This is a genomic window from Asanoa siamensis, from assembly GCF_016862555.1.
Lineage (GTDB): Bacteria > Actinomycetota > Actinomycetes > Mycobacteriales > Micromonosporaceae > Asanoa > Asanoa siamensis.
On record NZ_BONE01000019.1, the window covers coordinates 1 to 22,632 of the forward strand.

At 72.3% G+C, this 22,632-nt stretch carries 20 protein-coding genes; 7 read left to right on the plus strand and 13 right to left on the minus strand.

The genetic code is table 11. The features are described from left to right. Positions 1 to 243: 243 nt before the first annotated feature. The 5 genes from Asi02nite_RS13585 to Asi02nite_RS13605 are packed head-to-tail and all read right to left on the minus strand — an operon-like array spanning position 244 to position 5,061. Positions 244 to 1,053: a carbohydrate ABC transporter permease gene (locus tag Asi02nite_RS13585; RefSeq protein ID WP_203713012.1), complete on the minus strand. Its 810-nt coding sequence runs from the start codon at positions 1,051 to 1,053 to the stop codon at positions 244 to 246. Further along, the gene (locus Asi02nite_RS13590; protein WP_203713013.1) at positions 1,050 to 1,964 is read right to left on the minus strand and encodes a carbohydrate ABC transporter permease; all 915 of its coding nucleotides are present in this window, start codon (positions 1,962 to 1,964) and stop codon (positions 1,050 to 1,052) included. Before Asi02nite_RS13590 ends, Asi02nite_RS13585 begins: the two co-directional genes overlap by 4 nt. Positions 1,965 to 1,966: 2 nt before the next feature. After that, complete coding sequence (gene ngcE / locus Asi02nite_RS13595; protein ID WP_203713014.1) at positions 1,967 to 3,382, minus strand: N-acetylglucosamine/diacetylchitobiose ABC transporter substrate-binding protein; 1,416 nt, start codon at positions 3,380 to 3,382, stop codon at positions 1,967 to 1,969. A gap of 21 nt (positions 3,383 to 3,403) precedes the next feature. Further along, positions 3,404 to 4,162 (minus strand): sugar isomerase domain-containing protein, encoded by a 759-nt coding sequence (locus tag Asi02nite_RS13600; protein ID WP_203713015.1) that lies wholly within the window; start codon positions 4,160 to 4,162, stop codon positions 3,404 to 3,406. After that, entirely contained in the window at positions 4,159 to 5,061 is a 903-nt protein-coding gene (locus tag Asi02nite_RS13605; protein ID WP_203713016.1) for a MurR/RpiR family transcriptional regulator, read from the minus strand. Before Asi02nite_RS13605 ends, Asi02nite_RS13600 begins: the two co-directional genes overlap by 4 nt. 120 nt (positions 5,062 to 5,181) lie before the next feature. Here Asi02nite_RS13605 and Asi02nite_RS13610 point away from each other — a divergent pair, with 120 nt between their 5' ends. Beyond that, positions 5,182 to 6,090: a BadF/BadG/BcrA/BcrD ATPase family protein gene (locus Asi02nite_RS13610; RefSeq protein ID WP_239126697.1), complete on the plus strand. Its 909-nt coding sequence runs from the start codon at positions 5,182 to 5,184 to the stop codon at positions 6,088 to 6,090. On the opposite strand, the gene Asi02nite_RS13615 is transcribed toward Asi02nite_RS13610, so the two are convergent. Both Asi02nite_RS13615 and Asi02nite_RS13620 read right to left on the minus strand, forming a co-directional pair. After that, on the minus strand, positions 6,084 to 7,517 hold the full coding sequence (locus Asi02nite_RS13615; RefSeq protein ID WP_203713020.1) for an FAD-dependent monooxygenase: 1,434 nt from the start codon (positions 7,515 to 7,517) through the stop codon (positions 6,084 to 6,086). The two genes, Asi02nite_RS13610 and Asi02nite_RS13615, sit on opposite strands and share 7 nt — an antisense overlap. A 33-nt stretch (positions 7,518 to 7,550) precedes the next feature. Then, positions 7,551 to 10,004: a GcvT family protein gene (locus tag Asi02nite_RS13620; RefSeq protein ID WP_203713021.1), complete on the minus strand. Its 2,454-nt coding sequence runs from the start codon at positions 10,002 to 10,004 to the stop codon at positions 7,551 to 7,553. A 117-nt stretch (positions 10,005 to 10,121) separates the two neighbouring features. On the opposite strand from Asi02nite_RS13620, the gene Asi02nite_RS13625 reads away from it, so the two are divergent. Beyond that, on the plus strand, positions 10,122 to 10,922 hold the full coding sequence (locus tag Asi02nite_RS13625; protein ID WP_203713023.1) for a TrmH family RNA methyltransferase: 801 nt from the start codon (positions 10,122 to 10,124) through the stop codon (positions 10,920 to 10,922). Positions 10,923 to 10,925: 3 nt separating this feature from the next. Here Asi02nite_RS13625 and Asi02nite_RS13630 read toward each other — a convergent pair whose 3' ends face one another. Beyond that, positions 10,926 to 11,678 (minus strand): class I SAM-dependent methyltransferase, encoded by a 753-nt coding sequence (locus tag Asi02nite_RS13630; RefSeq protein ID WP_203713025.1) that lies wholly within the window; start codon positions 11,676 to 11,678, stop codon positions 10,926 to 10,928. A gap of 95 nt (positions 11,679 to 11,773) precedes the next feature. Here Asi02nite_RS13630 and Asi02nite_RS13635 point away from each other — a divergent pair, with 95 nt between their 5' ends. Both Asi02nite_RS13635 and Asi02nite_RS13640 read left to right on the plus strand, forming a co-directional pair. Then, complete coding sequence (locus Asi02nite_RS13635; protein WP_239126698.1) at positions 11,774 to 13,171, plus strand: sigma 54-interacting transcriptional regulator; 1,398 nt, start codon at positions 11,774 to 11,776, stop codon at positions 13,169 to 13,171. Continuing rightward, complete coding sequence (locus Asi02nite_RS13640; RefSeq protein ID WP_203713029.1) at positions 13,168 to 15,120, plus strand: vWA domain-containing protein; 1,953 nt, start codon at positions 13,168 to 13,170, stop codon at positions 15,118 to 15,120. Before Asi02nite_RS13635 ends, Asi02nite_RS13640 begins: the two co-directional genes overlap by 4 nt. A gap of 4 nt (positions 15,121 to 15,124) precedes the next feature. Here Asi02nite_RS13640 and Asi02nite_RS13645 read toward each other — a convergent pair whose 3' ends face one another. Beyond that, on the minus strand, positions 15,125 to 15,670 hold the full coding sequence (locus tag Asi02nite_RS13645; protein WP_203713031.1) for a hypothetical protein: 546 nt from the start codon (positions 15,668 to 15,670) through the stop codon (positions 15,125 to 15,127). Between the two features lie 15 nt (positions 15,671 to 15,685). Then, positions 15,686 to 16,690, minus strand: a complete 1,005-nt coding sequence (locus Asi02nite_RS13650; protein WP_203713033.1) for a GlxA family transcriptional regulator — start codon at positions 16,688 to 16,690, stop codon at positions 15,686 to 15,688. Positions 16,691 to 16,732: 42 nt separating this feature from the next. Between Asi02nite_RS13650 and Asi02nite_RS13655 the strand changes: the two genes are divergently transcribed. Further along, positions 16,733 to 18,028, plus strand: a complete 1,296-nt coding sequence (locus tag Asi02nite_RS13655) for an MFS transporter (protein ID WP_203713034.1) — start codon at positions 16,733 to 16,735, stop codon at positions 18,026 to 18,028. On the opposite strand, the gene Asi02nite_RS13660 is transcribed toward Asi02nite_RS13655, so the two are convergent. Then, positions 17,994 to 18,218, minus strand: coding sequence for a hypothetical protein (locus Asi02nite_RS13660; protein ID WP_203713036.1), 225 nt, complete (start codon positions 18,216 to 18,218; stop codon positions 17,994 to 17,996). The genes Asi02nite_RS13655 and Asi02nite_RS13660 overlap by 35 nt on opposite strands. Before the next feature lie 177 nt (positions 18,219 to 18,395). Between Asi02nite_RS13660 and Asi02nite_RS13665 the strand changes: the two genes are divergently transcribed. Together Asi02nite_RS13665 and Asi02nite_RS13670 are read left to right on the plus strand one after the other, a co-directional pair. Then, a complete protein-coding gene (locus Asi02nite_RS13665) occupies positions 18,396 to 19,283 on the plus strand; it encodes a helix-turn-helix domain-containing protein (protein WP_203713186.1) in 888 nt (295 codons plus the stop codon). Continuing rightward, the gene (locus Asi02nite_RS13670; RefSeq protein WP_203713037.1) at positions 19,276 to 19,476 is read left to right on the plus strand and encodes a DUF397 domain-containing protein; all 201 of its coding nucleotides are present in this window, start codon (positions 19,276 to 19,278) and stop codon (positions 19,474 to 19,476) included. The genes Asi02nite_RS13665 and Asi02nite_RS13670 overlap by 8 nt, the downstream gene beginning before the upstream one ends. 82 nt (positions 19,477 to 19,558) lie before the next feature. Here the strand turns inward: Asi02nite_RS13670 and Asi02nite_RS13675 are convergent, their stop codons facing one another. Beyond that, entirely contained in the window at positions 19,559 to 19,909 is a 351-nt protein-coding gene (locus Asi02nite_RS13675) for a nucleotide pyrophosphohydrolase (protein WP_203713038.1), read from the minus strand. A gap of 11 nt (positions 19,910 to 19,920) precedes the next feature. Then, positions 19,921 to 22,545 (minus strand): outer membrane protein assembly factor BamB family protein, encoded by a 2,625-nt coding sequence (locus Asi02nite_RS13680; protein ID WP_203713039.1) that lies wholly within the window; start codon positions 22,543 to 22,545, stop codon positions 19,921 to 19,923. Positions 22,546 to 22,632: the final 87 nt, after the last annotated feature.

A 22,632-nucleotide genomic window follows, 5' to 3' on the forward strand; every position in this document is an offset into this window, starting at 1 on the left:
GCTGGGCGATCGCCGGGTCGCTCGACGACGCGTACGTGAAGTCGTCGAACAGTGCGCCGCAGGGCGCGGCGGTGGCGGGGCCGGCCGCGGCGGTGACCACCGCGACGCCGGCCACGGTGGCCAGCAGGGCGGCCGCCGTCGCGCCACCCAGCAGTTTGGGGATGCGGGACATGAGCTTCCTCCTCAAAGGACAGAAGCGAACAAGGGGGTACGCGCTGCGTCGCGCGTTCGGAGCCGTGGGCGTTACCTGACCGCCCCCGCGGTCAGGCCGGAACGGATCTGCCGTTGGAAGATGACGTAGGCGGCCAGCACCGGCAGCATCGCGATCGTGAGGCCGGCGAACAGGCCGCTCCAGTCGGAGCGGTAGCCCTGACTCACCGACAGCGCGGCGAGCCCTTGCGCGAGGACGTAGCGGTCCGGGTCCGGGTTGAGCACCAACGGCAGCAGGTACTGGTTCCACAGGCCCAGGAAGTTGAAGATGGCGACGGTGACCAGCCCGGGGCGGGCCAGCGGGAGCATCACCCGGAAGAACACGCCCCAGTGCGAGCAGCCGTCGAGGAACGCGGCCTCGGCCAGGGCCGTCGGCAGCGTGCGGAAGAACGCGTGCAGGAAGAAGATCGTGAAGGGCAGCGCGTACGCGGTGTAGACCAGGATCAGACCGGGGTACGTGCCGAGCAGGCCGAGTTGCTTGACCACGAAGAAGAGCGGCACGAGCGCCAGGAACACCGGGAACAGCATGCCGGCGACGAAGCCGAAGTAGAGGATCCGGTTGCCGCGGAACGGATAGCGGGCCAGGGCGTACGCCGTGGTGGCGCCGAGCAGCATGGTCAGCAGTAGTGCGCAGCCGACCACGACCGCGCTGTTGCCGAAGTAGCGCCCGATGTCGGCCTGGTTCCAGGCCCGCGACCAGTTGTCGAACCGCGGCGTCGCCGGCAGCGACCAGGGCGAGGTGAGGATCTCCCGGTCGGTCTTGAGCGAGCTGACCACGGCCCACAGCAACGGCAACGTGACCACCGCCGCCCAGGCGATCAGAAACGCGTGCGCCCGTCTCATGCCAGCTCCACCCGCTCCCGACGGCCCGCCCGCAGCGCCAGCACCGCCAGCGTGAGGGTGAGGAAGAACAACGCCACGCCCATCGCCGCCGCGTAGCCGAACCTGCTGTAGGTGAAGGCGTTGCGATAGAGGCCCAACCCGATCACCTCGGTGGCGTTGTCGGGCCCGCCGGGGCCCGCCGTCATCACCTGCACGACCGCGAACGCGTCCAGCGCCAGCACGCCGAGGTAGACGAACGCCACCTGCACGCTGTCGCGCAGCAGCGGCAGCACGATCCGCCAGAGCGTGGCCAGCTTGCCGGCGCCGTCGAGCACCGCGGCCTCGATGATCTCGGTGGGTATCGCCGACATCGAGGCCGCGAACAGCACCATGTAGAAGCCGACCGACGACCAGACCAGCACCGCCATCACGGCCCACAGCGCGAGGTGCGGGTCGCCGAGCCAGGTGCGGGCCAGGGCGTCCAGGCCGACGGCCCGCAGGAAGCCGTTGAGCAGGCCGTCGTTGGGGTGGTACACGAACTGCCAGAGCAGCGCGATGATCGGCAGCGAGAGGAGTTGCGGGAAGAAGTAGGCGGTCTGGTAGGACGAGGCGCCACGGATCGCCGACCCGCGGCGCCCGCCGAACGTGACCAGGGCCGCGAGCAGCAGCCCGAGCGCGATGGTGACCACCGGCACGACGACGAGCATCAACCCGTTGTTGCGCAACGCCGCCAGGAACAGCGGGTCCCGCACGAGGCGGGTGAAGTTGTCGAGACCGACGAACTGGACCTGGCCGGAGACGCCGGTCCAGTCGGTCAGCGACAGGTAGAACGCCTGCGCGTACGGGGAGAGCACGAACACCGCGTACAACGCCAGCGCGGGGAGGATCGCGCCCGCGAGGAAGCGGTATCGGCCGTGCCGGTCGTTGGCCATCGCTACCGCTGGAACTTCTTGACGGCGCTGTCGGCGGCCACCGCGTCGGCCGCCTTCTGCACCCGGTCGGACCACTGGGCCGGCGTGATGCGCTTGGTGGCGAGCTCACCGGTGGCGTCGTCGACCGCCTTGGCCAGCGGCGCGTACCAGGTCCGGAACCGGTAGGTGAACGTGTTGGCGCCGGCCGCGTCGACCGCCGTCTTCACCGAGCCGAGCCCGCTGCTCAGCGTCAGGCCTTCCAGGGCGCCCGCGACGCTCGGCATCGTGCTGTTGAGCTCGGCGAACCGCTTGGCGGCGGTGGTGGAGAACAGGATGCGCAGGAACTCGAGGCCACCGCGCGGGTTCTTGCCCTTGGCCGGCACGATGAACGACTCGCTGCTGGACGCCTGGAGCGCGGTCTGCGGCAGCTTGTCTCCGCCGGAGAGCGCGGGCGCGGGCGCCATCACCATGTCGAAGCCGTCGGGGGTGACGCCCTTCTGCTCGGCCTCCAGCCACGATCCACAGGGGATGATCGCGACCTGGCTCTGCGACCAGGCCGCCTGCGCCTCGGTGTGCGAGAGGGCCTCGCTGCCGGAGAGAATGTAGCCCTTGCCGGCCAGCTCGGCGATCGCGGTGGCGGCGTCGACCAACGGCTGCTGCTTCCAGGCGTTGGGCTCGAGGTTGTCGACGGCCTTGACCAGGTCGGCCCCGCCGGCCTTGGCGGCCATCGCGAGCAGCGGGTCGTTCAGGTATTCCGGGTACTTGCCCTGGTAGGTCCAGGGTGCGACGCCCGCCTTCTTGATCTGCTCGCAGAGCGCCAGCATCGCGTCCCAGGTGGTCGGGAACGTCCAGCCGTGCTTGTCGAACAGGGGCTTGGAATACCAGAGACCCCAGACGGTGTACGTGAAGTTGAGCACCTGGGCCTTGCCGTCGAACGTGCCGTCCTCGACGACGCCCGGCAGCAGCGTGTCGCGCACCTTCCTGGCCGGGTCGTCCAGCGAGGGCGCGTCGAGCAGGTCGGCCAGGTCGGTCAGCTTGCCGGCGCTGACCAGCGTCGCCAGGTCGAGCCGGCCCGCGCCGGTGTTGTCGACGACGTCCGGCGGGGTGTCGGCGACGAACCGCGGCTGCAGCGCCTTGCCCACCTTCTGCATGCCCTTGTGGTCGACCGTCGCGCCCGGGTAGCGCTGCTTGTAGAGGGACTCGGCGTTGATCGCGTACTCGTCGCCGTAGCCGCCCTTGAAGATGACGACCTCGAGCGGCGTCTTGTCGGGCACGCCGAGCGGGTTCTCGGCCGTCTTCGCGCCGGCGGCCGCCTCGGTGGCGCCGTCGTCGCCGCCGGTGACGCAGCCGCCGAGCACCGGCAGGGCCGCGCCGGCGACGGCGGCACCGAGCACCGCGCGCCGGGTCGGGTACGGTCTGAACTGGGAAGAGGGGTTCATTGGCGTGGCCTCACCTTCCTGTTAAGAAGCGGTGCGCCGGATGCGCCCGGCGTACCGCGCTTCAAGCTGTTTGTTGTGGTCGTCGCCGCCGGGCACGTTGTAGGAGATGTAGATCGGTGGCGTCTCGCCCGCCGCGACGATCCGGGCCACCACCTCACACACGAGTTGCTGGGCGAGCAGCGCGCCGGTGACCGACGAGATGGCGCCGGTCCTCGCGCCGTCCGGGCCGACCTCGAGCGCCGCGTCGCCGTAGGGCGCGGCGTTGTCGAGCACCACGTCGGCCAGGTCGGCCAACCGCTGCCCGGACGGATGCTTGGCCGGCACCGCGGTGGTGTGCGCCAGCGAGGTGACCGCGATCAGGCCGTGCCCGCGCTCCTTGACCAGCCGGGCCAGTTCGACGACGACGCCGTTGACGCCGGAGTTCGACGCGATCACGAACACGTCGTCGGGCTTCACGGGGGCGAGTTCGAGCAGGCGCCGGGCGACCGCCGGGTCGCGCTCCAGGAACGGGTCGTCGAGCACCGACCGGTCGGCGCCGCCGAACAGCACCAGGTCGCGCAGCGCGATCTTGTTGCTCGGCACCAGGCCGCCGGCCCGGCCCGCGATCTCCATGGCCAGCGCTTCGGAATGGCCGGCGCCGAACGCCTGCACCACGCCACCGGCGCGCAGCGCCGCGGTGACCAGGTCGGCGGCGCGCCGTACCGCGTCGCCCTGGGTTGTCGCGACCTGGTCGATCGCGGCCGTGACGGCCGCGAGGTAGCTCTCGGCGCCGATCGTCATGATGCCTCCGTGGTCCTGGTGCGCTTGCGGGGTAGGCGGTGCGCGTCGACGGCGCGGGCGGTCACCTCGAACGCCTCCGTGGTGCGTTCGTAGGTGCGCTGGGCGACGGCGACGTAGATCAGGTCGAGCACCAGCAACTGGCTGTGCAGCGCGGAGAGCGCGGCGAGGCGGAACGTGGTCTCCTGCACGGCGGTCGTCATGACGACGTCGGCGACCTCGGCCAGCGGCGACCGGGGGAAGCTCGTGATGGCGACGGTCAGCGCGCCGTGGTCGGCGGCTTCGCTGAGCACCTCGATGACCTCGCGGGTGCGGCCGCTGTGCGACAGGCCGATCGCGACGTCGCCGGGGCCGAGCAGCGCGGCGTTGGTCAGCGCGGTGTGCGGGTCGGAGCGGTGCCAGCAGGGCACCCGGATGCGTTCGAGCCGGAACGCCATCTCCCGCGCGGCGTTGCCGGAGCTGCCGAGGCCGAACAGCTCGACGCGCTGCGCGGTGGCGACCGCGGCCGAGACCCGTTCGACCGCGGCGAGGTCGACCCGGCCGGCTGTGTCCTGGATGGCCCGGGCGTCGGCGCTGGCCACCACGTCGAGCACGCGGTCGAGCGGTGCGTCCGGCGTGATGTCGTGGTCGATGTCGGTGTCCCAGCGGGCCTGCGCGGCGCGACCGGTCTCGGTGGCGACCGCGACCCGCAGCTCGGCGTAGCCGCGGTAGCCGAAGAACCGGCAGAACCGGGTGATGGTCGCGGTCGAGGTGCCGGCGCGCTCGGCGAGGTCGACGATCGTCGTCCGGGCCGTCTCCTCGGGCTCGCCGAGGATCTGCTCGGCGACGCGCTGGAGGGCGTCGGGGAGCGTCGGCAGCTCCGTGCGCACCCGGCCCAGCAACCCGGTCGCGGTGTCGGCCATGCGGGTATTCCTTTCGCTGTTGCTCGGTGGTGAACAAAATTATTGTTGTCGACGGCTCCACGTCAAGATGTTTGACATAGACTCTTGTCTTCGCGGCCGGCGCGGCGCAGCATGGTCCTCGTGACGGAGCCTCTGGTGATCGGCGGCGACTGCGGCGGCACGAGCACCCGCGTCGTCGTGACCACACTCGACGGTGCCGTGCTGGGCCGGGGGCGCGGCGGTCCCGGCAACCCGGTGGCCCGCCCGCCGGCCGACGCGGCGGCCGCGCTGGTCGGCGCGGTCCGCGACGCGCTGGACGGCCTCGACCCGGCGCGGGTGGTGGGCGCGGTGGTCGGCGTGGCCGGCTACAGCCGGCTCGCGACGCCGGAGGGCGCCGCGGTCTACGCGTCCGCGTGGGCCGCGACGGGCGTGCCGGCGCCGCTGCGCACGGTCGGCGACGCGGTGGTGGCCTACGCGGCCGGTGGCCACGACGTGCCGACCGGGTCGGTGCTCATCGCGGGCACGGGCGCCATCGCCTGCGAGATCGTCGACTGGTCGGTCGGCCGCCGGGTCGACGGCATCGGCTGGCTGCTGGGTGACGAGGGCTCGGGCTTCTGGTTCGGGGTGGCCGCGGCCCGCCACACGGCCCACGCCCTGCACGCCGGCTCGTCGGGCGCGCTGGCCTCCGCCGTGCACGCCGTCGTCGGCGGCGCGGGCGCGGAGGGCTATGTCAGCGCCTTCTACGCGCTGCCCCGCGACAAGATGGCGGCCCTGGCGCCGCTGGTGTTCGACGCGTCCCGCTCCGGCGACCCCGCCGCGGCGGCCATCGTGGCCGACGGAGCCGACCGCCTGACGCGCACCCTGCTCGCCCTGCCGCCCACCGAGGGTCCGATCGTCCTCGCGGGCGGCCTGCTCACCGAGGTCCCGGAGCTACGCGAAGCGGTGCGGTCCCGCCTCGCGGCGGCCACGGGCCGCACGGCCCTGCTGGCCGGCGACGCCGCGGCCGCCGCCGCCCGGCTGGCCGCCGCCGGGGCACGGTCGCCTCACTGACCGCTGCCGAACCAGCGGGCGAGGTGGTTGTCGAGGTCCCGCTGGTCGTCGCCGATCCAGGCGACGTGGCCGTCGGGGCGGAGCAGCGCCGCCGGCCCGTCCCACGCCGCGGTGGGATCCGCGAGGTGGCCGACCCGGTCCGCCCAACCGCCGACGGTCAGCCGCTCGGTGCGGTCCAGCAGCAGGCCGCGGCCACGGTGCAGCAGGTCGAAGAGCCGGCCCTGTTTCACCTCGACGTCGCGCATCCGGCGGCCGAGCAGGTCGGGGCCCGGGCCGAGGTCGTAGCGCACCCCGACGGCGGTGATCTTCTCGATCAGCCGGCGGTTGACGTCGTCGAAGTCCATGAGCTCGGTGAGCAGCCTGCGCACGGCCCGCGGGCCCGGCTCGGTGGACAGCAGCTCGAGCTGGGCGCGGGTGTTGTCCAGCACGTCCGCGGCGACCGGGCGGCGTTCGGCCTCGTACGTGTCGAGCAGTGTCTCCGGCGCCCAGCCGCGCACCTGTGCGGCCAGCTTCCAGCCGAGGTTGAACGCGTCCTGGACGCCCAGGTTGAGCCCCTGCCCGCCGATGGGCGGATGGATGTGTGCCGCGTCGCCGGCCAGCAGCACCCGCCCGACCCGGTACCGCTCGGCCAGCCGGGTGGCGTCGCCGAAGCGGGACAGCCAGCGCGGGGAGTGCACGCCGAAATCGGTGCCCGCGACCGCCCACAACCCCTGCCGGAAGTCTTCGAGGCTGGGCGGCTCCGCGCCTTCGCCGACCGCGGCGCCGGGCACGACGACCCGGTAGAGCCCGTCTCCCGCGGGTCCGAGCACGAACCGCTTGTCGGTCTCGCGGATCTCGGCCACCCGGGCGGCGATCTCCGCCTGCGGCACACCGACCTCCACCTCGCCCATCAGCGTCTGGGTCCGGGCGGGCTCGCCGGGGAAGCCGACGCCGAGCAGCTTGCGCACGGTGCTGCGGCCGCCGTCACAGCCGACGAGATAACGCGACCGCACCCGCTCCCCGCCGTCCAGCTCGACGGTCACGCCGGCGTCGTCCTGTTCCAGGCCGGTCACGGTGCGACCGGGCCGCACCTCCGCGCCGAGGGTGATCGCGTGCTCCTCGAGGAGGCGGACGATGACCGGCTGCGGGATACCGAGCAGATAGGCGTACGGGGAGTCGAGGCCCGTGGGCGCGGGCTTGTCGATCGCGGCGAAGAAGCCGCCGGCCGGCCGCCGCCTGCCGTGTGGGAGCACGCGTTCCAGCAGCCCGCGCATGGCCAGGATCTCGAGGCTGCGGATGTGCAGGCCGACGATCCGGACGAACGAGGCCGGCGTGGTCTCCTTCTCCAGCACGAGCACCCGGACATCGTGCAGCCGCAGCTCGGCGGCCAGCATCGCGCCGGTCGGCCCGCAGCCGACGATGATGACGTCGAACGTAGAGCGGTCCATCGGATGTGCCTTTCGGGACTGCACCAAACGGACCTACATCTGGATGCGGGTGTTTGCGGGGTCGTAGAGCGGCCGCAGGGAGCAGCGGGCCGGGACGATCCGGTCGGCCACCTCGACCGTCCAGGTGCCGCTGTCCAACCAGGACTGGTCCAGGGCCGCGCCGTCCGCGCGGGTGAGCATGGCCAGGCCGACCGCGCCGCCGAGCGTGAAGCCGTAGGAGGCCGCGCGGACGTAACCCGCCGCCTCGCCGTCGCGGCGGACGATCTCGCCGTGGAACATCAGCGGATCCGGGTCGGTCAGCAGCACCTGCACCAGGCGGCGGTGCAGGGGGCCCGCCGCCCTGCGGGCCAGCACCGCGTCGCGGCCGACGAAGCCGCCCGGCTTGTCGAGCGCGACCGCGAAGCCGAGGCCCGCCTCCAGCACCGAGTCGGTGTTGTCGATGTCGTGCCCGTAGTCCCGGTAGCCCTTCTCCATCCGCAGGCTGGACAACGCCTTCAGCCCCGCGTGCCGCAGCCCGACCGCCGCGCCGGCCGCCGTCAGCCGCTCGTACACGTGGATCGCCTGTTCCGCCGGGATGTAGAGCTCGTAGCCCAGCTCGCCCAGGTAGGTGATCCGGACGCAGAGCACGCGGGCGAAGCCGAGGTCGATCTCGCGCGCGGTGCGGAACGGGAACGCCTCGTGGGACAGGTCGGCGCTGGTGACCGCCTGGAGCAGTTCGCGCGAGCGCGGGCCCTGGACGTTGAGCTGCGCGTAGCCGCCGGTGACGTCGGTGACGAACGCGTGCCGGCCGGCGAACGCGCGCTCCATCATGGACAGCGCGTGCCGGTGTGCCGTGTCGGAGGCGACCACCCAGAACCGGTCGTCGTCGAGCTTGGTGACGGTCAGGTCGGCCTCCAGCGTGCCGCCCTCGTTGAGCCACTGGGTGTAGGTGATCCGCTCGACGTCGCCGTTCACGGCCCCCGCCGAGAGGTGGTCGAGCGCCGCACCCGCCTCGTCGCCCCGCACGAGATATTTCGACATGAACGACATGTCCATCAGGATCACGCCCTTGCGGGCGGCCCGGTGCTCCGCTTCCCAGTAGGGGAACCAGTTCTGGCGGCCCCAGGACAGCTTCTCGACGCGGGGTTCGACGCCGGGCGGCGCGTACCAGTCGGCGCCTTCCCAACCGCTGACGTCGCGGAAGTACGCGCGGTGCTCGACCAGCTTCGCGTGCACCGGCGACAGCTTCGCGCCCCGCGCGGTCTTCATCGACAGGCCCGGGAAGTGGGTGGCATAGACCTTTCCGAGCGACTCGACGGTACGCGTCGCGCGATAGTCCGGTGTGGACTGATACGGCGCCAGCCGGTCGATGTGCATCCCCGTCACGTCGATGTCCGGCCGCCCGTCGACGATCCACTGCGCCAGGGCCCGCCCGATGCCGCCGCCGGTCAGGATGCCGATCGAGTTGAGCCCGGCCGCGACGAAGTAGTTGCGCAGTTCCGGCGCCTCGCCGAAGACCGGCTGCAGGTCGGGCGTGAACGACTCCGGGCCGCAGAAGAACGTCCGCACGCCCACCTCGCCGGTGATCGGCACGCGGGCCATGGCCTTCTCGAGGTACGGCGCCATCCGGTCCCAGTCCGGCGGGATCGTGCCGAACGAGAACGTCTCCGGGACGCGGTCGACGTGCCAGGGGGCGCACTCCGCCTCGAAGAGCCCGACCATCAGGCCGGCGCCCTCCTCGCGGTAGTAGCCGTAGGACGACGGGTCCTCCAGCACCGGCAGGTCGCCGTCGACGCCGTCGATCGGCTCGGTGATCAGGTAGTAGTGCTCGGCGGCCTGCAGCGGGATGCTCACGCCGGCCTGCTCGCCGAGTTGCCGCGCCCACATGCCGGCGCAGTTGACGACGTACTCGGCCTCGATGTCGCCCTGCGGGGTGCGTACGCCGGTCACCGTTTTCCCGGTCCGCAGGATGCCCGTGACCGGGACGCCCTCGACGATCGTGGCGCCGCGCAGCCGGGCGCCCTTGGCCAGCGCCATCGTCACGTCGACGGGGTTGGCCCGGCCGTCCTCGGCGACGTAGAAGCCGGCCAGCAGGTCGTCGGTGCGGGCCAGCGGGAAGAGTTCCTTGATCTCGCCGGGCCCGATCTCCTGGACGTCGATGCCGCAGTGGCGGTTGAACGCGCTGACCCGGCGGTATTCCTCCAACCGGTCCTCGTCGGCGGCCACCTCGATGAAGCCGACCTGCTTGAGCCCGGTGGCCTGGCCGGTCTCCGCCTCCAGCCGGGCGTACAGGTCGCGGGTGTATTTCCGCATCTCGGTCGAGGTCTCCGAGAGCGAGCCGAAGGTGACCATGAGCCCGGCCGCGTGCCAGGTGGTGCCCGAGGTCAGCTTGTCCCGTTCGAGCAGCACGACGTCTGTCCAGCCGGCGGCCGCCAGGTGGTAGGCGACCGAGGTGCCGATCACCCCGCCGCCGATCACCACGACCCGTGCCCGTTCCGGAATGCCCACTTCCGCCACCTCAGTGCCAATTTAGATTCCTCGGACGCGATGCGGCGAAAGCCGCACCGCGTTCTCTGGCGAATCCGACGATGGTAAACACAGGGCCGTGCGGAATGAGGTAGCCCCGTGAAGATCACGACGCGGAACGCGGCGTTCCAGCAGTGGCAGGCCCTGCTGACCAATCGCAACAAGCGGCAGCGGGCGGGTGAGTTCCTGGTGCAGGGGGTACGCCCGATCAGCCTCGCGGTCGAGCACGGCTGGGAGATCCGCCAGTTGATCTTCCCGGCCGGCCGGCGCCTCTCGGAGTGGGCCGTGCGGCTCCTCGACAAGGTGGCCGAGCCGGTCGAGATGTCCGCCGAGCTGCACGCGGAGTTGGGTGAGAAGGAGGACACCGAGCTCGTCGCCGTGGTCGGGCTGCCGCCGGACCGGCTGGACCGGCTGGGCCACCACGTGCCCGACCGGGCGGGTGCGCCGCTCTACGTGCTCTTCGACCGGCCGACCTCGCCGGGCAACCTGGGCACGCTGATCCGGTCCGCGGACGCGTTCGGCGCCGAGGGGCTGGTCGTCTGCGGGCACGCGGCCGACCCGTACGACCCGCGGGCGGTGCGGGCCAGCACCGGTTCGATCTTCGCGCTGCCGGTGGTGCGCACGTCGGCCACCGCCGAGGTGCTGGAGTGGGCGGCGCCGCTGCGGATGGTCGGCACCGACGAGCGGGCCACCGTCGACGTCGCCGACGCCGACCTGCGCGGGCCGACCCTGCTGCTGGTCGGCAACGAGACCCAGGGACTGAGCAACGCCTGGAAGCAGGCGGCCGACGAGATGGTCCGGATCCCGATCGGCGGAGCGGCCTCGTCGCTCAACGCGGCGGCCGCGGCCACGATCGTGCTCTACGAGGCGGCCCGGCAGCGGACCAGACGCGAGCCATAGGGTCTAGCGGACCCCGACCACCGCCGCGTCGGTGCCGCCGCGCCAGGCCAGGCCGACCTCGGTGAAGCCGGCGTCGCGCAGGGCCGACTCGTGCCACTCGGCCGGTGGGGTCCAGTCGTTGTGCGTGGTGCTGTCGAAGATCTTGGTGCGTTCGACGTAGCGCGGTGCCAGCGTCTCGTCCCGTTCGACCAGCTCCCACCAGGCGGGCCAGGAGAGGGCGGCGCCGGCGGCGTAGCGGGCGTTGCGCCGCTCCCGGGCGCGGTCCCGCAGGGTCTTGCTCAGTCCCGGCAGGCCCTCGTCGGGCATGTGGTCGGCGTTGACCAGCACCCCGCCGGGCCGCAGCAGGCCGGCCACCTCGCCGTAGAGGGCGGCCAGCCGGTCGGCGTCGAGCCAGTGCAGGGCCGTGGCGGAGAGCACCGCGTCGTAGCCGTCGTGCGGCAGGTCGGCCGTCCAGGACGGCGCGCGCAGGTCGGTCGTGACGATCGCGGTGCGGTCGTCGAGGCTGGCCCGGGCGATGGTGAGCAGCACCGGGTCGACGTCGACCAGCGTGGTGGTGCCGCGCGGGAACCGGCGCAGCGCGCGCAGCGAGATCGAGCCCGTGCCGCCGGCCAGGTCGAGCACCCGCGGCGCCGGCCCGGCGACGGCCTCGACGATGTCCAGCATGGCGGTGAACCGCTCCTCACGGTCGGGGAGGAACGCCTCCTGCTGGCGGTCCCAGCTCTCCTGCCAGGCGCGGGCGTCCAGGTAAGGACTCATGCTCGCCACACTAGTTACATCGCGCACATCGTGTCCACCCGGTGTTCGCTCGCGGCGAAACGCGGGTGGCACGAAGGCGAGCTAGCGTCGGTCGGGTGACAGAAAACCTGCCTCGTACGGTCGGGGAGCTGCGGGCCGCCGGCTACACCTATCGGACGGTCAAGGAGGAGCTCCGGGACAACCTGCTGGAGCGGATGCGTACCGGTAAGCCCCGTTTCCCGGGCATCGTCGGCTACGACCAGACGGTGCTGCCCGAGGTCGAGCGGGCCATCCTGGCCGGTCACGACATGGTGCTGCTCGGCGAGCGCGGCCAGGGCAAGACCCGGCTCATCCGGTCGCTGGTCGACCTGCTCGACGAGTGGACCCCGGTGATCCCCGGCTCCGAGCTCAACGAGCACCCGCTGCACCCGCTGACCCCGTCGTCGCGCCGGGCCGCGCAGGAGAGCGGCGACGACGCGCCGGTCGCCTGGCTGCACCGGTCGATGCGGTACGGCGAGAAGCTGGCCACCCCGGACACCAGCGTCGGCGACCTCGTCGGTGACGTCGACCCGATCCGGGTCGCCCAGGGCCGTACCCTCGGCGACCCTGAGACCATCCACTTCGGACTCGTGCCGCGCACCAACCGTGGCGTCTTCGCCGTCAACGAGCTGCCCGACCTCGCCGAGCGGATCCAGGTCAGCCTGCTCAACGTGCTCGAGGAGCGGGACATCCAGATCCGCGGCTACCAGCTCCGGCTGCCGCTGGACGTGCTGCTCGTGGCCAGCGCCAACCCCGAGGACTACACCAACCGCGGGCGCATCATCACCCCGCTGAAGGACCGGTTCGGCGCCGAGATCCGGACGCACTATCCGCTGGAGCTCGACCTCGAGCTCGACCTGATCCGCCAGGAGGCCCAGCTCGTCGCGGCCGTACCCGACCATGTCCTGGAGGTCGTGGCCCGGTTCGCCCGGGCGGTCCGCGAGTCGCCGTCGGTCGACGCCCGCTCCGGCGTCTCCGCCCGGTTCCCCATCGCGGCGGCCGAGACCGTCGCCGCGGCCGCGCTGCGGCGCTCCGGGCTCCTCGGCGAGACCGCGCAGGCCGTGGCCCGGATCGGCGACACCGAGTCGGTGACCAGCACGTTGCGGGGCAAGGTCGAGTTCGAGAGCGGTGAGGAGGGCCGGGAGATCGAGATCCTCGCCCACCTGCTCCGGACGGCGACCGCCGAGACGTTCCGCGCGCGGCTGGCCGGGCTCGACCTGTCGAGCTTCGTCAACCTGGTCGCCGAGGGCGACATCGTCGAGACCGGCGAGCTGGTGCCGGCCGAGGAGATCCTCCGTCAGGTCGGCACGCTGCCCGGGCTGGCCAAGGTGCTCGACCGGCTGGGCCTGGGCGACGCGCCCAACCGGGGCGAGGCCGCCGCCGGCGTCGAGTTCGTGCTCGAAGGCCTGCACCTGACCCGCCGGCTCTCGAAGGTCAGCGGCGAGGGGCGCACGATGTACGGCAGCCGGGGATGAAGCGCAACCGCTACGGCGCCTGGTCGGGCGGGCCGGACCCGCTCGCACCGCCGTACGACGTGCGCGCCGCCGTCGACGAGGTCGGCGCCGAGGTGCTGGAGGGCGGCTCGCTGCGGGACGCCCTGCGCAACCTGCTCCGCCGCGGCCTCGCCAACCGTGGCGGCCTCGACGACCTGCAGGCCCGGGCCCGCCGCATGCGCCGGGACGCGATGCGCCGCGGGCAGCTCGACGGCGCGGTGACGCGGGCGCAGCAGCTGCTCGACCAGGCGCTCGCGGCCGAGCGCGAATCGTTGGCGGGCCGGGACGACGACGCCGCGCTGTTCAACTCGGCTGTTCTGGACAATCTGCCCCGCTCGACCGCGCGGGCGGTCGAGGAGCTGCGCGACTACGAGTGGACGAGCGAGGAGGGTCGGCAGCGCTACCAGCAGATCCTCGACGGTCTCCGCGACGAGGTGGTCGAGCAGCGGTTCCGCGGCATGCAGGAGAGCCTGCGGGACCCGGCCGCCCAGCAGGCCGCGGCCGAGATGATGCGCGACCTCAACGCGCTGCTGGCCCGGCACGCCCGCGGCGAGGACACCACCGACCAGTTCGCCGAGTTCATGCGCCGGCACGGCGACTACTTCCCCGAACAGCCCGCCGACGTCGACGAGCTGGTCGACGCGCTGGCCCGGCGGGCGGCGGCGGGGGAGCGGCTGATGCGCTCGCTCTCCCCGCAGCAGCGCGACGAGCTGGCCTCCCTGATGCAGCAGGCGCTCGGCAACGGCGACCTGGCCCGGGAGATGGCGGCGCTCACCGACAACCTGCGCGCGTTGCGGCCCGACCTGGGCTGGGACCGCCGGGAGCGGATGCGCGGCGAGGAACCGCTCGGGTACGGCGACGCGACCGGTGCGCTGGAGGAGATCGGGGAGCTCGACGACCTGATCGACCAGCTCGGCCAGGACCATCCCGGTGCGACGCTGGACGACGTCGACGTGGAGGCGGTCGAGCGGGCGCTCGGCCGGTCCGCCGCCGACGACGTGCGGCGGCTCCAGGAGCTGGAGCGGGAGATGCGCCGGCAGGGCTGGGTGAACCGCTCCTCCGACGGGCTGACCCTGTCGCCGAAGGCGCTGCGCCGGCTCGGCGGCACCGCGCTGCGCCAGGTGTTCGCCGACCTCACCGGCGGGCCGCGCGGGCAGCACGACCTGCGCGACGCGGGCGCGGCGGGCGAGGTGACCGGCGCGTCCCGACCCTGGGAGTACGGCGACGAGCAGCCCCTGGACGTGGTCCGCACGCTGACGCGGGCGGTGGCCCGGGGCGGCGCGGGCGTGCCGGTGCGGCTCGAGGTCGAGGACTTCGAGGTGGTCGAGACGGAGCGGCGGGCCACCGCGGCCGTGGCGCTCTGCGTCGACCTCTCGTACTCGATGGTGGCCGAGGGGCGGTGGGGTCCGATGAAGCAGACCGCGCTGGCCCTCTCGCACCTGGTGGCGACCCGGTTCCCGCAGGACGCGCTGCAGATCATCGGGTTCGGCCGGTCGGCGGCGACGCTGTCCCAGGCCGAGCTGGCCGCGATCGAGCCCGACTACGAGCAGGGCACCAACCTGCACGACGCGCTCCGCAGGGCCGGCCGGCACCTGCGCAAGCATCCCGAGGCCGAGCCGGTCGTGCTGGTGGTGACCGACGGCGAGCCGACGGCGCACGTCGACGAGGACGGCTATCCCGTCTTCATGTGGCCGCCGACCCGGGAGACGATCACCGCGACCGTGCAGGAGGTCGACAAGCTGACCCGGTTCGGCGCCACGCTGAACCTGTTCATGCTCGGCGAGGACGCCGGGCTGCGGCGGTTCGTCGACGCGGTGGCGCGGCGCAGCGGCGGCCGGGTGTTCACGCCGTCGTCCGGCGATCTCGGCGCGTACGTGGTCTCCGACTACATCCGCGCCCGGCGCGGGCGGCGGGGGAGCCGGGCGGCCTGACCCGTCAGCCGCCGGCCGTCGTCGGTGCCGGTGAGGCCGGTGACGACGCGGGCGGTGGCGGCGGGGCGGGGTTGTCGCCGGCGAAGACGCCGGTCGCGAAGAGGATGCCGAGCAGGATCCCGATGACGCCGATCGCGAGCGCGCCGATCATCAAGGGGTCACGGCCAGCGGGCGGGGCGTTGCGACTCCCGGCGTTGCGGGCGGAGCGGGTCTGTCCACCGCCGTACACCGGGCCGCCCTGAATCGGGGCCTGATAGCCCTGGCCTGGACTCTGGTAGCCCTGACCGGGGCTCTGGTAGCCCTGGCCGCCGTAGCTCGGGCCACCGCTGGTCGGGCCGCCACCGCCGTAGGTCGGTCCGCCGCTGGTGGGGCCGCCGCCGTAGACGGCGCCTCCGCTGGTCGGCTCGGGGTAGCTCGGTCCGCCGCTGGTCGGGCCGCCGCCGTAGACGGCGCCTCCGCTGGTCGGTTCCGGGTAGCCCGGACCGCCACTCGTGGGGCTGGGACCCCCGCCGCCGTACACGCGGCCACCCGGTCGCTCCTGCGGTTGCATGCGAGGCATAGTCGCCTATCGCGGCACCCGATCGCCAGTGGGGGGTCGGAACGTGCGACGGTACGTGGTCGGGGACACACCGATCGCGGCGTGCAACTGCTGCCGCAGCGCCGCCGCCGTGCCGAAGCCCGCGTGCCGCGCGACCTGGTCGACGCCCAGCTCGGTGGTCTCCAGCAGCCGCCGGGCGTGGTCGGTGCGCTGCCCGAGCAGCCAGCGGGCCGGGCTCACCCCGGTCTCCTCGCGGAACCGCCGGGTGAAGGTGCGCACGCTCATGTTGGCGTGGGTGGCCATCGCGGCCAGCGTCAGCGGTTCGCCGAGCCGCTCCAGGGTCCAGGTCCGGGTCGCCGCCGTGGAGGCCGCGCCGTCGCCGGGCGGCAGGTGCCGCTCGATGAACTGGGCCTGGCCGCCGTCGCGCCAGGGTGGCACGACGCAGCGCCGGGCGGCGGTGTTGGCCACCGCGGCGCCGTGGTCGCGGCGGATCACGTGCAGGCAGAGGTCGATGCCCGCGGCGACCCCGGCCGAGGTGAGGACGTCGCCGTCGTCGACGAAGAGCACGTCGGGGTCCAGGTCGACGGCGGGGTGGAAACGGCGGAACCGGTCCGCGTACGCCCAGTGGGTCGTCGCCCGGCGGCCGTCGAGGATGCCGGCGGCGGCCAGCACGAACGAGCCGGTGCAGATGGACATGATCCGGGCGCCCCGGGCATGGGCGCTCCGCAGCGCCGCACCGACCGCGGGGTCGACGGTGCCGTCGGTGAGCGGCGCCCCGTCGTGGATGCCCGGCACGATCACCGTGTCGGCCGTCTCGGTCAGGCTCAGGTCGTGCGCGGGGTGCACGGCGTAGCCGGCGGTGCTGCGGACCGGCCGGCCACCCGCGGTGCACGCGTCGACCTCGTAGAAGTGCCGGTTGGCCGCGTCCCGGGCGGTGCCGAAGACCTGGGCGGGCGTGCCGAGGTCGAGCCCCACGACGTGGTCGAGGGCCAGGACGGCGATGCGATGGGCCATGGCCGAATTATTGCGCATGATGGCTGTCGGGCCACTCGCGGCGCGTACCCCCGCTGGCTCATGCTCTGTTCCGTGCGCCGTCTCGTTCACCCTGCCTGGATCGTGGCCGCCGTCAGCTTCGTCGCGCTGATCGGCGCGGCCGGCTTCCGGGCGACCCCGAGTGTGCTGATCCACCCGCTGCACGCCGAGTTCGGCTGGCCGCTGGCCACGATCTCGGCCGCGGTCTCGGTCAACCTGCTGCTGTTCGGGCTCACGGCGCCGTTCGCCGCGGCCCTGATGGACCGGTTCGGGATCCGGCGGGTGGTGGCGACCGCGCTGCTGCTCGTGGCGCTCGGCAGCGGGCTGACGGTGCTGATGCGGACCAGTGCCGAGTTGATCCTGCTGTGGGGCGTGCTCGTCGGGATCGGCACGGGCTCGATGGCGCTGGCGTTCGTGGCCACGATCACCGGTCGCTGGTTCGTCAAGCGCCGGGGTCTGGTCACCGGTGTGCTCACCGCCGGTGGTGCCGCGGGTCAGCTGATCTTCCTGCCGGTGCTCGCGGTGCTGGTCGAGCGGTCGAGTTGGCGCGTCGCGTCGCTGGTGGTCGCCGGGGCCGCGCTGGCGGTCGTGCCGCTGGTCGTCTGGCTGCTCCGTGATCATCCGAGCGACCTGGGTCTGCCGGCCTACGGTGCGACCTCCGTCGAGCCGCCGCCGCCTGCCGGTGGTGCGGCGCGGCGGGCCGTCGGTGCGCTCCGCGACGCCTCCCGGACCCGGGCGTTCTGGCTGCTCGCCGGCGGCTTCGCGATCTGCGGTGCGACGACGAACGGCCTGGTCGGCACCCACTTCATCCCGGCGGCGCACGACCACGGCATGACCGAGACCACGGCGGCGTCGCTGCTCGCGCTGATCGGCCTGTTCGACATCGCCGGCACGATCGCCTCGGGCTGGCTGACCGACCGGTTCGACAGCCGGGTGCTGCTCGGCGCCTACTACGCGCTGCGCGGTGGCTCGCTGTTGCTGCTGCCGATGCTCTTCGGCGACGCCGTACGCCCGTCCATGGTGGTGTTCATCCTGTTCTACGGGCTCGACTGGGTCGCCACGGTGCCGCCGACGGTGGCGCTGTGCCGCGAGTACTTCGGCGACCGCGGCGCCGTCGTGTTCGGCTGGGTGTTCGCCTCGCACCAGATCGGCGCGGCGGTGGCGGCATCGGCGGCCGGCCTCGTCCGCGACCGACTCGGCGAGTACGACCTGGCCTGGTACGTCGCGGGCCTGCTGGCGATCGGGGCCGCGGGCCTGTCGCTGGCGCTCTTCCGGGGGCGCCGTGGGCTCGTGCTGGCGCCGGTTATGGCCGGAGCACCCGGATCCGCTCCACGGTGACGAGCGCCTGGAGCCGGCCGAGCGGCGTGCCGTCGCGCGCGAGTTGCTGGCCCTCCAACCACACCTCGCCCTCGTAGAAGGCCGACAGGTCGTCGCGTACGCGTTCGACGCGGAGGAACAGGGTGTGCGGCGATCCGGTGAACTTCCAGGTGCCGGGTGGGCATTCGATGACGTTCCCAGCGTCGATCATGATTGCGCCCCCCTGACTGCCGGTGGATTTCGCCGCTTCCGACGGGTCATGTGTTGAATGTTGGGCTTGGCCCTTCCCAAACGCAATGTTACGGAGCAGAATTCCGCCCACGCGGGATGAAGACGCAATGATCTGCGGGTGTCCACTACGGAAATGCTGTTCGGGGAAGGAACGAACATGCCGTCCGAAGACCACGGTTCGACGGTTCCGCGTCGACAGCTCGGCCGATACCTGAGAAGGGCTCGCGAAGATGCCCAGGTCACGGTCAAAGCGGCGGCCGATGCGCTGGAATGGTCGACACCGCGGATCTGGCGCATCGAAAACGGCGCGGTGGGGATGCGCGCTCTCGATGTCAAGGCCATGTGCGATCTCTATGGGGCCTCCGCCGAGCTTACCGAAGTGCTGATGGCCCTCGCTCGGGAGACGAAGGCGAAAGGCTGGTGGCAGTCGTACGGGGACGCGTTGCCGAGTTGGTTCGAGTTGTATGTGGGCCTCGAGTCGGCGGCCCGGCGAATTCGTGATCTCCAGACCGATGTGGTGCCCGGGCTGTTGCAGACCAAGGCGTACGCGCGGGAAGTGATCGCCCTGGACCACCCGGATCTCGGCCCCGAGGAACACGAACGGCGGCTGGCGGTCCGGATGGAGCGGCAGAACCTGTTGGTCCGCCGCGTGCCGGCGCCTCCGTCGCTGGAGGTGATCATCAGCGAGGCGGTGTTGATGCGCTCGCTGCGGGACCGCTCGGCGATGGCGGGACAGTTGCGGCACCTGGCCGACGCCAACGAGATGCCGAACGTGGCGGTCCGGTTGTTGCCGTTCTCCGCGGGGCTGCACCGCTGGGCGTCGGGGGGCGGTTTCGCGATTCTCGACTTCCCGGAACAGCGTGGTCGCGAACCGGAGCCACCGACGGTTTACAGCGACGGCCCGACGGGCGCGCTCTACCTCGACAAGACCCGAGAGGTGGATATGTACGAGTCGATCTGGCTCAGCGCTTCCGAGAGCGCTTTGGACAGTGCACAATCGACTCGCGCAATCCGGGCGCTCTCGGAGGAGTTGTACAATGAGTGACGAAGTAGTCACCTGGACGAAGTCGACTTACAGCGGTGCCAACGGCGGATGCGTCGAATGGGCAACGCTGGGCAGCGAGATCGGCGTCCGCGACTCGAAGGACAAGACCGGCCCCGTCCTCACCTTCAGCCCCGCGGCCTGGCAGTCCTTCGTGGACGCAACCAGCCGCGGCCACTACAAGCCCGACGCGTAACGCACGTCGGGAGAACGCACGGCACGCAGGAGACCCGCGAGAAACTCGCGGGTCTCGGCGTCCGTCGGCTGTTCTCGGGCCGCTAGCGCGCCTTGTCGGCGGAGCCGCGGACCCGGTCGGGCGGGTAGCGCCGCGCGGAATCGTCAAGCTTCGTGTGCGCCGCGGCGATGAGGTCGATGTTCAGCACCGCCGCCAGGCGGGTCAGGTAGATCATGACGTCGCCGATCTCGGCGCGTACCCGGTCGCCCCGTTCGTCGTCCGTCATGATCGTCGCGGACTGTGCGGCGGTCAGCCACTGGAACTCGGCGGTGAGCTCCCCGACCTCGCCCGCCAGCGCCATGACGAGGTTCTTCGGGGTGTGGAACTGGGCCCAGTCGCGGTCGTCGGCGAACGCGGCGAGGCGGGCGGTCAGCGCCGCCAGGTCGTGGTCCATGGAGCGTGACGCTAGACGAGGTTCCAGGCCGCTGACTCGTTCGCGACCAGCAGGCGGACGCCGGCCTGGGCGCAGATGGCGTGCCAGGCGCGGTCCTCGAGGCTGGTGACCAGGACGTACGCCCGCGGGCGGCCGTCGGTGTCCAGGCGGTGCCGGTAGTCGAGGATCTGACCCAGGCCGAGGCGGAGCCGGTGTGCCTCCGTCGGGCCGAGGACGCTCTTCGCCTCCGCGATGTGCAGGCGGCCGTCGGGGCCGCGCCAGGCGAGGTCGACCCGCGGGGTGGTCGGCTGGAACGGCTTGATGCCGATCTCGTTGAGCCTGGTCATCAGCAGGACGAGCAGACGGTCGTGCTCGTCGCGGGCGGCCTCGTGGGCGGCCGGGTTCACGGCCTGCCACTCCGGGAACGCGCCCGGTGTCTCGCGGCCCGTGTAGCCCGTCTGCTCGTTCACGTTCATGGTCAGGTCCGCGATGTCCGCCGGGGCCCGGGTCTGCGCCCCGGTCCAGACGTGCGCCTGGTTGGGGATCGGGACCGGCAGGTCGAGCGGGTCGGGCAGTGAGAGGGCCTCCGCGGCGGCCCACGCCTCGTCCGCCAGGTCCGGGTCGTAGCTCTTCCGCCACGCGAACTGGCCCGTGGCGACCAGGCGCGCGTTCATCAGGCGGATCGCCTCGGCGACCGGGGGCTGGTCGAGGAACCAGAGGAGGCCGTCGATGTCGGGGCAGTGGTAGACGATCGCGTCCTCGGCGAACGTACGCAGGTCGCTGGTGCGTTTGGCGATGCCGAACTTGGTCAGGTCCTCGGCGCGCAGCGAGCCGTCGGCGAGGGCGCGGCGGATGGGGGACTCGGCCATCCGGAACGCGGTCGTGATGCGGCCATCGTCGAAGTAGCTCACCTCGGCCGCCCAGCACATGCCGACGGTCAGCCGGAACCAGCGCTCCGCGCCGTTCGCGTACGGGGTGAGCAGCCAGTGCTGGCCGGCGGACTCGGCGGCGGCCGGCACCGTGGTGCGGATGACGATGCCCGCGATGCCCAGCGCCACCTCGCGCAGGCTCTTGGCGTCGGCGTCGTTGATCGCGCGGATCAGGCCGGGTAGTCGGGGGACCGCGGTCGGCAGCGCGCCGAAGGGCTGCGGTTCGACGTCGGCGCGGAGCACCCATTCGGCCAGCGATTCGCGCGTCATGTAGTCCCAGAAGCCAGAGGTACGGTTCGCGAACTCGGCCGCCAGCGACTGGCTGTTCATGACACTCCAGAGGAGAAAAAGACACGGGAAATGCGATGATTGCAGGCATCTGGCGGACGCCTCCACTTTGTCCTTCCTTTGGGGGACTTCGGGTGTTCGCCGGGATCTCAGCGCGGCCAGACGGCGAACTCGAAGGTGTTGCCACAGAGCACGTGGCGGGGGCTGGTCACGCAGGTGGGCGGGGCGACCCAGTCGTCGGCCCGACCGATGATGCGGGTACGCCCGGAGTAAGCGTCGAAGAATCCGAGCAGCTCCTGTCGCGGGCCGTCGTGGCGCCAGACGAGGAGCTCCGCGCCGTCGATCACGCCGAGGGCCCGCCACGGGCTGGTCTCGGCCCGGACGGTGCCGTTGCGGGGGTCGACGACCGCCGTACCCGGTCCGTGGAATCCGTCGAAGGTCTCCGCGACGAACATGTGCTCCTCGTCGACCGGCACACTCAGGTAGCGCTTGTCGGCCTTCCACGCGCTGCGGCCGTGTGAGCCGGTCCAGGGCGACCGTGCCGCGGTCGTTGATGTGACAGACGTAGCGGCCGCAGTCGCCGAACGCGGAGAAGATCCCGTACACCGGGCTGGGGATGCGCCAGAGCCAACGGCCGTCGCCCGTGTCGTACGCGTCGATCATGTCGCGGTCGTCGACGACGAGCGCCGTGCCGCCGACGACGGCGGCGCTGGTGGCGGCCGGGCTCGCGCGCGCGACGTCGACGACGATCCGGCCGCTGGTGAGGTCGCGGACCCGCAGGTGGCCGGGTGACACCTCGACCTGGTCGGTGCGCAGCGGGCCGGTGATGCCGGCGACCGTCGTGGTGGGGTCCATCGCGACGGTCCAGCGTGGACTGCCGTCCTGGATCCGCAGGCCGCGCAGCGGGACGGTGTCGCCGGCCAGCGGACCGCTGACGACCAGGACGTCGGCGGCGTGGGCGACGAAGCGGGTCTGCCGTTTCCACAGGACAGCGCCCGTCGCGGCGTCGAGGACCTCGACCGTGGGGCGTTGGCCGACGTCGACGGTGGCGATGGCGAGCCGGTCGCCGTCGAGGGTCTGCAGCGTGGAGAGGCCGACGACGCGGTGGGACCAGAGTTTGCCGCCGTCGCTGAGCCGGTACGCGCGTACCCGGTTGTTGCCCGACACGTACGCCCTTGTGGTGTCCAGGGCCATCGCCTCGGCGATGCCGATCCGCTGGAAGGCCGGCGCCAGAGTGGTGGGGCGGGCGATCCCGGCGAAGTAGACGCCGGCGGCGACGGCGGCAGCGAGCGTGCCGGCGATGACGCGGGTGCGGGTGCTCCACGGGCGTGGCTCGGGCGGGGTCCAGTCGGGGTCGCGGTCGAGTTCGATGACGTGGGCGTATCGGCCGGCCGGGCCCGTGCCCGCCGCCGGCCGGACGTCGACCCCACCGTCGCCCATCAATGCCGCCCCGCGTGCAGTCAATCGCGGTGCGTGGCTTGGGTCCATGAGCCGAACGGCGGACGTTAAAACTCCCGCACCGCGGCG